The organism is Streptococcus equinus, assembly GCF_900101445.1.
GTDB classification, from domain to species: Bacteria; Bacillota; Bacilli; order Lactobacillales; family Streptococcaceae; genus Streptococcus; species Streptococcus equinus_B.
On record NZ_FNKE01000001.1, the window covers coordinates 487397 to 500092 of the forward strand.

Genomic DNA, 12696 nt, shown 5'->3' on the forward strand with positions numbered 1-12696 from the left:
ATGACTAATAAAGTACCTAAAATAAGATTTAAAGGTTTTACTGATGATTGGGAACAGCGTAAGGTTGACGAGGTTACAACATCCTACTCTGGCGGCACACCCCAAGCTGGCAATTCAGAATACTATAACGGAACAATTCCTTTCATTCGATCAGGTGAAATTTACAAAAATCATACTGAACTTTTTATTACCCAGAAAGGTTTAGAAAATTCATCAGCAAAAATGGTATCTAAGGGAGACATTTTATATGCGCTATATGGAGCTACAAGCGGTGAAGTTAGTCGTTCAAACATTAATGGCGCTATAAATCAAGCGATATTAGCTATTGCTCCTAATAAAGGATATAATGCAGATTTCATAATTGAATGGTTTAGGAATGAGAAAGAAAATATCATTGATAAATATCTCCAAGGGGGACAAGGAAATCTGTCTGCACAGATAATTAAAAAATTAGAAATTCCTTTTCCGACATTTGAAGAGCAAGAGAAAATTGGAGGAATTTTTACTGAATTAAATCACCTCATCACTCTTCATCAGCGTAAGTGTGACCAGACAAAAGAGCTCAAAAAATTCATGCTTCAAAAAATGTTTCCGAAAAAAGGTGAAAAAAATCCAGAGATTCGTTTTCAAGGATTTACTGACGATTGGGAACAGCGTAAGTTGGGAAACGTATTTGAACAAACATCAAATTTTGCAAATCCGAATGAGCAAGACATCGAATTATGGAGTTTGACTGTTGAGGACGGATTAACTCCTAAGTCTGAAAGATATAACCGAGAATTCCTTGTTAAGAAGGAAGATAATTTTAAAGAAGTTCGCCCCGGTGATATTGTATATAATCCGATGAACATGACACTAGGGGCTGTCGGTTATAATGGGATGTCGAAGAGTGTTGCTGTTTCAGGCTATTACACTACTATGATTGCAAAAAGTGACAATGATGCGTACTACATCAACACGTGGTTAAAGAGCCCACAGGCATTGTTATTATATAAAACTTATGCTACCGGATCCTTGATTGAAAAACAAAGAGTACAGTTCCCAACACTTTCTATAATCCCAGTAGCGTTTCCTTCTTATGCTGAACAAAGAAAAATGGGAAGGTACTTTAAAGAACTTGATTCCCTCATCACTCTTCATCAACGTAAGTGTGAGCAGTTAAAAGAATTGAAAAAATTCATGTTACAAAACATGTTTCCCAAGAAAGGATAAGAGATTATGGCAGAATTAGAATCAGTTTTAGAACAAAAACTGATTGATCAACTGTGTCATGGCGAGTCTCAATGGACTTATCGTCCTGACATTAGAACAGAAGAAGAGCTTTGGGACAATTTTAGATATATTCTCGAGCAAAATAACAAAGCAAAATTAAACGATGGTCATCTAACTGACAGCGAGTTTGCTAAAATTAAAAATGATTTATCACATGCTTCTTTTTACGACGCAGGAAAATGGCTAGTTGGTGAAAATGGTCAAGTGTATGTGCACGTTCAACGTGGTAATGAAACACTCCATTTGTTGGTTTTAAATAACGAGCATATCGCTGGTGGGACTAGTGTCTATGAAGTGATTAATCAATATCAAGCTTTTGGTGACGAAGATGATGCGCGTGACCGTCGTTTTGACGTGACTTTACTCATCAACGGAATTCCGATGATTCATATTGAATTAAAGAATAAAGACCATTCTTATATGGATGGATTCCACCAAATCAAGAAATATATTGCTGAAGGCAAGTTCCGTGGCCTTTTCTCAAATGTTCAAATGTTTGTTGTCAGCAATGGTGTTGATACTAAATACTTCTCAGCCGCCAGAGACAACGAGTTGAATAAAAAATTCTTAACAGGTTGGATTGACAGTAAAAATCAACCAGTGCCTGATTTTCTTGACTTTGCAAAAGCAGTTTTAAGAATTCCAGAAGCACATGAAATGGTAACGAAGTATATCGTACTTGATAACGATAAGAAAAAACTTCTAGTTTTACGTCCTTATCAAATCCATGCTATTGAAGCTATGCGTGATGCTTCAAAACATGGTAAATCTGGTTTTATTTGGCATACGACAGGTTCTGGTAAGACCATGACTTCTTACAAGGCTACTCGTAACCTTTTAATGGATATTCCATCAATCGAAAAGACAATCTTCCTAATTGACCGAAAAGACCTTGATTTACAAACCAAATTAGCCTTTCAGTCATATGCTGATAATGATACGATTGACGTTGATGATACCGAAAATGTTAATTCATTAATTAAAAAGATGACTGATGGTAAACGTCAAATGATTGTAACCACGCGCCAAAAAATGCAAACGATGGTCAATAAGCGTTTGACAGAGGGGACACCAGAGTATAATAAGATTCGTGCTTTGAAGGTCGCTTTTGTTGTTGATGAATGTCACAGGGCAGTAACTCCACAGACTAAACGAGATATTGAAGCTTTCTTTGCCAATTCATTGTGGTTCGGTTTTACAGGAACACCAATCTTTGAAGCCAATAAATACGAGCAAAAAGGTGATTTAGCACAAACGACAGAACAACTATACGGTAATTGCTTGCACAGCTATACTATCAAAGAAGCGATTCATGATGGAGCAGTACTTGGTTTTATGGTCGAAACACTTGGTAAAAACGGGCTTACTCCAGAAGAAGAGGAGCGTACCTATGGAAAAGAAGCTCATATGCGTCAAGTTTTAGATGTTATTTTGAACAAATCTTTTGCCAAATTTGGTATGGAAAAAGGTAGAGGTGAGACCTATGAAGCTATGTTTACTGTAAGTTCGATTGAACAAGCTCAGAAATACTATGAATTGTTAAAATCAATTAAAGCTGGTAAGGATGAGCTAAAAATAAGTGATGACATTCGTCGTGCTTTACCTGATTTCCCAAAATTTGCGATTACTTATTCAGTTACTGAAAACGATGAAGCTTCTAAACTTAATCAAGATAAGATGAAAGAAGCTTTGGACGATTATAATGATATGTTTGGTACAAATTATAATCTGGCGGGTATCAATGCTTACAATGCTAATTTGAACGATCGCTTAGCGCGTAAAGAGAAAAAATACTTAAATCGTAGTCAGCAACTTGATATCGTTATTGTTGTCGATAGACTTTTGACGGGATTTGATGCTCCTTGTTTGTCAACACTTTTCATTGATCGTCAACCGATGTCTCCTCAAAACTTAATTCAAGCTTTTTCACGTACTAATCGTCTTTTTGATACTAAAAAGCAATATGGCCAAATTGTAACTTTCCAATCTCCGCAAGCTTTCAAGGAAGCTATTGATTCAGCGCTAGCATTATATTCACGTGGTGGAGAAGGAAAACCATTAGCAGAAGACTACGAGGCTGTTAAGGAAGAATTTGTTACTTCGTTAAAATCTGTCCGTAATCTAGCAGATACTCCTCAAGATGTTATCGGATTATCTGAAAAACAAAAGAAACAATTTATCTTTGTCTTTAGAGATTTGGACCGCTCATTTAATCATCTAAAAGCATTTTCAACTTATGATCCACAAATTTTGAAAGATAATTATTTTTCACAAGAAGAATATGAAGATTATGCAGCGGTTTATAAAAATGTTTTGGCAGAACTAAAAGAAGATAAACCAGAAGACAAAGTAGACGATGAGCCAATCATAGATGATTATGAACTAGTCGCTTTTGATAAGATAAAAGTTGACTATGACTATATCATCGATTTAATTAGTGGTTTTGTTGATTCTCTTGGTGAGGTTGAGAGTGAAGCAGAATACAATAAAAAACTTAATGAAATCAAAGAAATTATAGCGGCATATTCTGAAGATAATCCAAAACTTGGTGCATTGTTAGAAGGTGTTCTTGAAGATATTGTAAATAATAGTGAAAAATACGAAAATCAAGATGTATCAGTTATCATTAATCAAATGCGACAATCAGCAATTGACAAAGAAATTAGATTGTTCTCTGAAAAATGGTTTGTAGATTTTGATGATGTCAAATATGAAGCCTATCATTTCAAAGATGGTAAACTAGCTAATGAAAGTAAATTGAAAGAAAAAGCTGATTATGCAGCATACAAAGAAGCAACAGAAGAGCCTGTTAAAAAATTCAAGTTCTTTAGTGCTATGATTAAAGATTTTAAAGAAAATTTGATGCCAGAAATAGCACCATTATTTAATTAATGAAATAGACCCTGAAGTAGCAATACTTCAAGGTCTATTTTTTACGAATTTAAACTTGATAATGACCGCATGATAATATCGATATCTTTACTTTCTAGCTCGTTAATGATGTGGAGATATGTTTTTTGTGTTGTTGTCATATTAGAGTGTCCTAATCGTCTAGCAACGCTTGCTATAGATACACCTGCAAAGAGTAGTAGTGATGCGTGGGTGTGACGTAAACCATGAATAGAAATAACTGGAACACCAGCATTTTTACAATGGCGTGCTAGGCGGTCATTGACGGTAGAATTGTATACTTTTCCTTTGACAAAAATAGGTTTATCTTCGGGTAAACTCTTTAAAAGCTCGGCAAATTGAATGACGGTTTGCCAGTCGATAGGAATTTTACGGATAGAAGATTCGTTCTTTGTGGGAAGAAAGCCACCATTTTCTTTATAGTTCCATGTTTTTGAGACGGAGAGGGTTTGTCGTGTTAAATCAAAATCTTTTGGGGTTAGTGCTAAAGCTTCAGAAAAGCGCAAGCCTGTTTTGGCAATAAGAAGAATGAGCCAATCCATATTAATCTCACCTTTTAAATCCAAATCATCAAGAAGTTTATGGAGTTCGTATTGATTGAGAAATTTAGGCTTCTTTTCACGTGGCTGTTTTCCCTTAATAATAGCCTTTCGAGTTGGATCTCGGGGAATAAGCCCCTCATCTACCGCATCGAGAATAGCACATTTTAAATGATGATGAAAATCCATAGTCGTCTGTCTTTCATGGACACTAGCGTATTGGTTTAAAATTTTTTGATAAGAAATACGGTCTAAATGCTGTATCTGTAGCTTTGGGACAAGCTTTTCAAGCCATCGATAGGCCATATAGTATTTTTGCATGGTAATTGGTCTAATAGCTCCCTCTTTATAAACCATAATCCATTGTTTGTAGTAGTCGCAAAATAACATTGTTTCAGAATTGATTATCATTTCATCCATTTTAATATAAACCTCCTGACAATAATGTAACACAATGCTTAAAAATTATGCTTTTTTAGAGTGTAAATCGTACAAAATCCTTACGCTGATGAAGAGTGATGAGGCGGTCTAAATTCGAGAAGTATTCACCGATTTTTTCTTGCTCGCTTACACTCGGTACCATAAAAGGTATTGTTGAGAGAACAGGATATTTTAAGTTCCATGTATCAGAGGTAAGACCTTGAGACCATCTTTTAAAGATTTCAAGTGTTGGTTGCTTTTTAAATAATTCCATAAAGAATTTACCATTGCAGTTCTTCTTAGGAACTAGAACCGTGTAGGCAGGACTTACAATACCATCATAATCAGAAGTTCCAACAGCACCCTGCCACATTCTCATAGAATTATATGGAACATCCCCCTTTTTTACAACTTTATAATTACTTTTATCTTCTGATGCAATATTTCTCTTTTCAGAATCGATTTGTCTAATTACTCCGTTTGAAATAGTAACAGACAATAATTCTTCGTTTCCTGCTGCTCTCTCAGAACGCTCATTAAACACTTCTCCCAACTTACGCTGTTCCCAAGCGTGATTATTTCCCCTCCCCAATTCTTCCAGCGCTAGCTAATTTTCTCCACACTTACAAAAAATTCAAATGAGCATTGTTCTCTCAAAATCTTCTATACAGCTCCGCCATTTTCCAAAAGAAATGATACCGTGACTAAAAACTTCCTTGATTTTGTGCTAAAATAGAGCTAAGTTATTTAGAACAGGACGGGAGTAGTGGTTATGGTTCCAGCGTATATTAGAATTCATGATGCGGTTAAGAAGCAGATTGACGATGGTTTTTGGGAGATTGGTCAGCGTTTGCCGAGTGAGCGTGATTTGGCGGATGATTTTGAGGTGAGTCGTATGACGCTTCGTCAGGCGATTACGCTTTTGGTGGAAGAAGGGATTCTTGAGCGCCGTGTAGGTAGCGGGACTTATGTGGCGAGTCATCGTGTGCAAGAGAAGATGCGCGGGACAACGAGTTTTACGGAGATTGTGCGTTCGCAAGGAAAGACGCCGTCGTCTCAAGTGGTTTCGTATCAGCGTAAGCCTGCTAATGAGACTGAGATTCAGCAGTTGCAATTAAAGGCTAGTGATTATGTGGTGCGTATGGAGCGCGTGCGTTATGCGGATAATGTGCCTTTGGTTTTTGAGGTGGCATCGATTCCTGAAAAGCTCATTCGTCAGTTTAAGCGTGAGGATATTACGGAGCATTTCTTCCAGACTTTGACGGATAATGGCTATGAGATTGGTAAGAGTCAGCAGACCATTTATGCGAAAAATGCCAGTGAGCGCGTGGCTAATTACCTTAAGGTTCCGAAAAATCATGCTGTGCTTGCTTTGACACAGGTTTCTTATTTCACAGATGGTCGTCCGTTTGAGTACGTCCACAGTCAGTACGTCGGTGACCGCTTTGAATTTTATTTGGAGAATAATTAAAAGTTGGACTCTTGTCCAGCTTTTTTTGGTTAAATGATGGTATCGCTTACTATTTTTTGAAATAATCTGCCATATCTAGCGTGATTAACCAATTCTGACTATTAAATTTAGGCAAAATATGGTAAAATGGGGATTATGGAAATTGAAAAAACCAATCGTATGAATGCTCTTTTTGAGTTCTATGCTGCTTTGTTAACAGACAAGCAGATGAATTATATTGAACTGTATTATGCGGATGACTATAGCTTGGCTGAGATTGCTGAGGAATTTGGGGTTAGCCGTCAAGCAGTTTATGACAATATCAAACGAACTGAAAAGATTTTAGAAGCTTATGAGATGAAGCTACACATGTATTCGGATTATATTGTTCGTAGTCAGATTTTTGATGAGATTTTGGATAAATACCCATCAGATGACTTTTTGAAAGAAAAAATTGCGATTTTGAGCAGTATTGATAACCGAGATTAGACAAGACAATCGAGAAATTAATAGATTTAGTAGGAGAATAATATTATGGCTTTTGAAAGTTTGACAGAACGCCTACAAGGGGTTTTTAAAAATATTCGCGGAAAGAAAAAGCTATCTGAAAAAGATGTTCAGGAAGTAACCAAAGAGATTCGTTTGGCTTTGCTTGAAGCCGACGTTGCTTTGCCAGTTGTTAAAACGTTTATCAAACGCGTTCGCGAACGTGCAGTTGGTCATGAAATCATTGATACACTTGACCCAACTCAACAAATCGTTAAAATCGTTAACGAAGAATTAACAGAAATCCTTGGTTCTGAAACAGCTGAGCTTGAAAATTCACCTAAAATTCCTACAATCATTATGATGGTCGGTCTTCAAGGTGCTGGTAAAACTACATTTGCTGGTAAATTGGCTAACAAGCTGATTAAAGAAGAAAAAGCTCGTCCAATGATGATTGCGGCTGATATCTATCGTCCAGCAGCCATCGACCAATTGAAAACTCTTGGTAGTCAAATCAATGTTCCTGTCTTTGATATGGGAACTGACCATTCAGCCGTTGAAATCGTGACAAATGGTTTGGCACAAGCCAAAGAAAACCACAACGATTACGTTATCATCGATACGGCTGGTCGTTTGCAAATCGATGAAGCTTTGATGCAAGAACTTCGTGATGTCAAAGCTCTAGCTCAACCAAACGAAATTCTTTTAGTTGTTGATAGCATGATCGGTCAAGAAGCTGCCAACGTCGCTGATGAATTCAACAAACAATTGGATATCACAGGGGTTGTCTTGACTAAGATTGATGGTGACACTCGTGGTGGTGCGGCCCTTTCTATCCGCGAAATCACAGGTAAACCAATCAAATTCACTGGTACTGGTGAAAAAATCACTGATATCGAGACTTTCCACCCAGACCGTATGTCAAGCCGTATCCTTGGCATGGGTGACCTTCTCACATTGATTGAAAAAGCCAGTCAAGAATACGATGAAAAACGTTCAATGGAACTCGCTGAAAAAATGCGTGAAAATACCTTTGATTTCAACGATTTCATCGAACAACTTGACCAAGTTCAAAACATGGGACCAATGGAAGATCTAATCAAGATGATTCCTGGTATGGCTAACAACCCAGCACTTAAAAACTTCAAAGTCGATGAAAAAGCAGTCGCTCGTAAACGCGCTATCGTGTCATCAATGACGCCTGAAGAACGTGAAAATCCTGATTTGCTAACACCTAGCCGTCGTCGTCGTATCGCAGCTGGTTCAGGTAACAGCTTTGTCGATGTTAACAAATTCATCAAAGACTTCAACCAAGCTAAACAAATGATGCAAGGTGTGATGTCTGGTGACATGGAAAAAATGATGAAGAAAATGGGTATCAACCCAAATAATCTTCCTAAAAACATGCCAAATGGTATGGACATGTCATCACTTGAAGGCATGATGGGCGGAAACGGTATGCCAGACCTATCAGCACTCGGTGGAGATATGGATCTTAGCCAAATGATGGGTGGCGGATTCAAAGGTAAAATCGGTGAATTTGCTATGAAACAATCAATGAAACGCATGGCAAACAAAATGAAAAAAGCCAAGAAAAAACGTAATAAAAAATAATTTATAGTAGAAAAAGTCGCGGATTCCCGCGGCTTTTTTGGTTTATTTCTGAAAACTGTTTCAATTTATGATATAATGATTAGAAAATATCGGTTAAATTTTGGGAGAGATTTATGAAGATTAAGATGAGTGAGGTAATAGCGCAGCGCGATAGCCTCAAAAGCTCTATCAGCCAAACAAAGAGTCAACTATCAAGTGCCAAGAAAAAGCTTAAAAGCGCAGCCAATTCAGAGGCTCTAAAAGGTGATGTCAAAGATGCGATTGATAACAAAATTAATAACTACCAAGTACCTTTGTTGACCAATTACGTGAACAGCTTGGATGTCATATCACAAGGTTATGACAATCTCATCAGCACTTTTAAGAGTATTGTGAGTGAAAATAGCGACTCTGCCATTATCGACACGGATGTCTTACAACAAATGGTGGATAAGTTCGGCTCACCACTAGAACAGTTAAAGACAAGCTCAGACGCGATTAATAAGGCAATTGACGATGTCGCAGACATTATTACTTTGAATAAGGTCACAACGGATGATGCCATTTCAGAATTTAGAGGCGCGAAGAAAGTCCTGACCAACACCATCAAGGACATGGGGACGTTTAACAACACAGTCTTTACCAGCGAAGCAGGCGACATCCTAGACGAACAAAACACGCAAATTACAAGCTTATCTGACCTAGGAAGTGGTTCGTATACTAGCAAAAAAGCTAAGGATTTCTACAAGAAAACAGCTTTTAAAACAGAAGTTAAAGAAACTAAGCTTGTTGTTAGCGGTAAGGCTAGACGTGATCAGCTTAAAAGTGACCTAGCTAAGGAACTTCAAACATCAAAATATAGTGGGTACATGAATTTATCAGGTGCAATGGCACTTGCGACAGCTATGCCAATTGCCCTAACTTGGAAAAAAGGTGCTAAGATTAATAAAACCTTATCTAAACCAGGTGGTCCGAGTGAAAAAGACTTAGAAAGTATTGGCGTAGGGACTAAGGAAAGTAAAGAAATTCTCTTATATGATAATCTATATGGTTACGCAAAATATACTTTTGAAACGTCAGTTTCCAACAAAGGAAAAGTTGCCTTTACTTTTAGTCAATCAGGATTGGATAGTGTGACATCTGGAAATACCACTTTAACTAAAAAAGGTGAACTAAATTTACCAGTTTCTGGTTCTGCTCTAGAAGGGCATCCATCATATGATGTTAGTGCTAATGCTAAAGGGATTAGTGGCATATCAGGAAGCATCGGAAACGATAAATCAAAAACAACGTATGGTGTTAAGTACATTAATGGCGCATTAGCAGCTTACACAAGTAACCAATCGAATTTTGCATTGCCACAACAAGCCACAAACGATGTAGCGACCCTAAAAGAAAAAGTCACTTTCGAACAAGGCCAATACTTGAGAGATGGTGGGGGAAAAACACGAGGGCCAGAATGGTCGGATATAGAGAATTCTTTTTCTAGTAGTGTGGACACGATGGCGAATGCAGCAAAAAATGTAGGCGGCTTTGTTTGGAATCATTTTGGAGAAATTGCTGTTGGCACACTTGTCGGTGTTGTAATTGGAGCAGGTATTATTTTAGCGTCTCCTGAATTACTTGTAGGTGGCTTTGTTGGTGGAGCAATAAGTTTGGTTGTAGAAAATAACGAGGTTTCAAATAATGAAAGATAGGTACATACAAAAGTTTAGCAAAAGGAGCGGGAAAGAAACTGTTGTTGGTATCAAAAAAAGACAGTATATTTTATTTGTATTATTAATAATATTAGCTCTAGTAGGAATTTATTGGTATAACATAACGCTAAATAGCGATAATAAAAATTTTACAAATATTATTTTTATACTTTTAGTTGCAGTTGCTTTTCTTCTTTTTGCTTTGCTCCTTTTCTTTAGTAAGCTTTTATTATTTATTATTGACTTTACTCTTTATGAACAGGTCGATTTTAAAAAATACTTGGAAATATTGGATAATTTATATAGAGTAGAGAAAAATAAAAGGATAAAAAGAGAATATTTTCAAATTAATCAATTTGGTATGGGACAAGTAGAATATTTTTCTGGAAACTTTGAAAGAAGTTTACATATTCTCGAGACGATCGACGTCTCAAGGGTGACATTAAGACATCGCGAATTTTATCAGAAAAGCATTCTTTACTTTAAATGTCTCAATTATATAATGCTAAAAGATATTAATAAAGCTGAAGAGATGTGTCAATCACTTGAGAGTGAATCTGGAAAGAATGTTGTAGAAAGTATTCTGGAAATTTTAAAAGGTAACGTAAGCGACTATGTTTTTGAGCCTGAGCCACGTACAAAGTTAGTGAAGATTGGGAGATATTATTACCAAGCACTTAATTTTTTAAATGCTAACGATAAGCCTGCTGCCAAAGCAAAATTCCAACAAATCGCAAATGAAAATCCAGAGCTTTTCTATGTTCGTGAAGCTAAGAAATATTTGGAGGAATTAAAAAATGACTGATAGAGAGTTGTTGCCAATTGGGACTGTTGTTCGGGTTAAGGATGGTTCACAAAGCCTAATGATCACAACATTGTTTCCTGTTGTGGAGAAAGATGGTCAAAAGGGTTATTTTGATTTTGGAGCTGTGCCATTGCCTTTAGGAGTTGTTGGACAGGATTTAGCCTTTTTTAACAAAGAAGATATTGATGAAGTTCTCTTTTTAGGTTACGTTGATGTATCCTTCCAACAGTTGTTGGCTAATTATGAAGACCTTCTTTCAAAGATTAAATATCCCAAATTTACAGTTGATCATTATAAACACTAAAACATACAAAAACCACGATTAAGTCGTGGCTTTTTGTTTTACTTCAGATTTTCTGTAGCTGTCTTTGCATCACAGAGTTTATTAAGGCAATCATGGCATGGTCTTTTTTCTTTGATTTTGGGTTGTTTTTTGATGTCGTGCGGGTAGGTGCCAATATATTTCTTAAATAAACTTGAGAAGCGGCTGTGAGAAGTGTAGCCAACAGCGATAGCGACCTCCTTGATTTCAAGTTGGGTCGTCATTAGGAGGTGCTCAGCAAGCGACATACGACGTCTCTGGATATATTCGGTGATTGTCATATGGTATTTGGTTTTAAAGGCTGTTTTGAGCTTGGTTTTACTCATCATAGCAATTTTAGCCAGCAAATCTTGCGGAATGGTTGCCATCAAGTGATCGTTAATATAGTGGCGGACATTATCTAAAGCGATACTGTCTTCTTGGCTCATTTCTTGCTCATCTTGTGTGGCATAATAGTTGTTAATGATGACGCTGAGCCATTCTTTAGCCTTGATTTCATAGAAAAGCTCGCTGGCTGAAGAGCCCAGCTTATAATGTAAAATCTCATCAGCGATTTTTTCAAGACCTGCTCCAAGGAAATGATTGGCTTCTTTAAAAATGTGGCACAAATCATCTGGCTTTAATTGATAGCGTCCAACAAGGCAATCGTCGATAATTTTTTGTTTAAAATCAAAGCAAACCGCTTGAAAATTAGTATGCTCATGCAGCAGGGTCTGAAGAATTTGATGCTGGTTGCAAATCACAAAACTATCATTACTTGATAATTGCTGATAGGGCGGCAGAATTTCACCATTTGCGCAAATAACGTGAGCGGAAAAAAGTGCAGTGTCAGGATAGCGTGACAAATCGCAACAATAAATCGTTTCTTTTTTTAAGGCAAAATCAAAAATGCTAACTCGAAAGTACTCGGTATTATAGGTCCAATAAAAGCCTTCCAAGTCATCGCTTGATAGGTAATAACTTTGTCCGTGAGGTGCAAAACGGCTACAGTTTGGTAGCAAAATTGCTTTTTGTTTGATGTTATCATTAAAAAAGATGGCAGACATAAGTGAGCTCCTTTGATAAAATGCTACGATTAGTCAAATGCTACAATTCGTCATAATATTCTTTATGCATTGAATACATAATTATTAAATGCTAGAATGTATGTCAAATCCATTATAATGCTAAAATGCTTATTTATCAATATTTTGGATAAAAAT

The 12696-nt window shown here is 36.8% G+C and carries 11 protein-coding genes; 8 read left to right on the forward strand and 3 right to left on the reverse strand.

The genetic code is table 11. The features are described from left to right. Both BLR83_RS02475 and BLR83_RS02480 read left to right on the forward strand, forming a co-directional pair. Entirely contained in the window at nt 1-1212 is a 1212-nt protein-coding gene (locus tag BLR83_RS02475; protein ID WP_074560107.1) for a restriction endonuclease subunit S, read from the forward strand. Nucleotides 1213-1218: 6 nt separating this feature from the next. Then, nucleotides 1219-4164 (forward strand): type I restriction endonuclease subunit R, encoded by a 2946-nt coding sequence (locus tag BLR83_RS02480; RefSeq protein ID WP_074560108.1) that lies wholly within the window; start codon nt 1219-1221, stop codon nt 4162-4164. Nucleotides 4165-4205: 41 nt separating this feature from the next. Here the strand turns inward: BLR83_RS02480 and BLR83_RS02485 are convergent, their stop codons facing one another. Beyond that, nucleotides 4206-5132: a site-specific integrase gene (locus BLR83_RS02485; RefSeq protein ID WP_200796315.1), complete on the reverse strand. Its 927-nt coding sequence runs from the start codon at nt 5130-5132 to the stop codon at nt 4206-4208. A gap of 64 nt (nt 5133-5196) precedes the next feature. Next, a complete protein-coding gene (locus BLR83_RS02490; RefSeq protein WP_200796308.1) occupies nt 5197-5685 on the reverse strand; it encodes a restriction endonuclease subunit S in 489 nt (162 codons plus the stop codon). A 228-nt stretch (nt 5686-5913) separates the two neighbouring features. Here BLR83_RS02490 and BLR83_RS02495 point away from each other — a divergent pair, with 228 nt between their 5' ends. The 6 genes from BLR83_RS02495 to BLR83_RS02520 all read left to right on the forward strand — a co-directional run bounded on the left by BLR83_RS02495 (nt 5914) and on the right by BLR83_RS02520 (nt 11476). Further along, a complete protein-coding gene (locus BLR83_RS02495; protein WP_074560113.1) occupies nt 5914-6612 on the forward strand; it encodes a GntR family transcriptional regulator in 699 nt (232 codons plus the stop codon). Nucleotides 6613-6747: 135 nt separating this feature from the next. Next, nucleotides 6748-7080 (forward strand): putative DNA-binding protein, encoded by a 333-nt coding sequence (locus BLR83_RS02500; RefSeq protein ID WP_004231629.1) that lies wholly within the window; start codon nt 6748-6750, stop codon nt 7078-7080. Nucleotides 7081-7125: 45 nt separating this feature from the next. Next, nucleotides 7126-8691, forward strand: a complete 1566-nt coding sequence (gene ffh / locus BLR83_RS02505) for a signal recognition particle protein (RefSeq protein WP_074560114.1) — start codon at nt 7126-7128, stop codon at nt 8689-8691. A 113-nt stretch (nt 8692-8804) separates the two neighbouring features. Beyond that, complete coding sequence (locus BLR83_RS10035) at nt 8805-10367, forward strand: T7SS effector LXG polymorphic toxin (protein WP_074560116.1); 1563 nt, start codon at nt 8805-8807, stop codon at nt 10365-10367. Continuing rightward, nucleotides 10357-11172, forward strand: coding sequence for a tetratricopeptide repeat protein (locus BLR83_RS02515; protein ID WP_074560117.1), 816 nt, complete (start codon nt 10357-10359; stop codon nt 11170-11172). The genes BLR83_RS10035 and BLR83_RS02515 overlap by 11 nt, the downstream gene beginning before the upstream one ends. Continuing rightward, nucleotides 11165-11476 (forward strand): DUF4176 domain-containing protein, encoded by a 312-nt coding sequence (locus BLR83_RS02520; RefSeq protein ID WP_074560119.1) that lies wholly within the window; start codon nt 11165-11167, stop codon nt 11474-11476. The genes BLR83_RS02515 and BLR83_RS02520 overlap by 8 nt, the downstream gene beginning before the upstream one ends. A 38-nt stretch (nt 11477-11514) precedes the next feature. On the opposite strand, the gene BLR83_RS02525 is transcribed toward BLR83_RS02520, so the two are convergent. Further along, nucleotides 11515-12540: a helix-turn-helix domain-containing protein gene (locus BLR83_RS02525; protein WP_074560121.1), complete on the reverse strand. Its 1026-nt coding sequence runs from the start codon at nt 12538-12540 to the stop codon at nt 11515-11517. Nucleotides 12541-12696 lie beyond the last annotated feature (156 nt).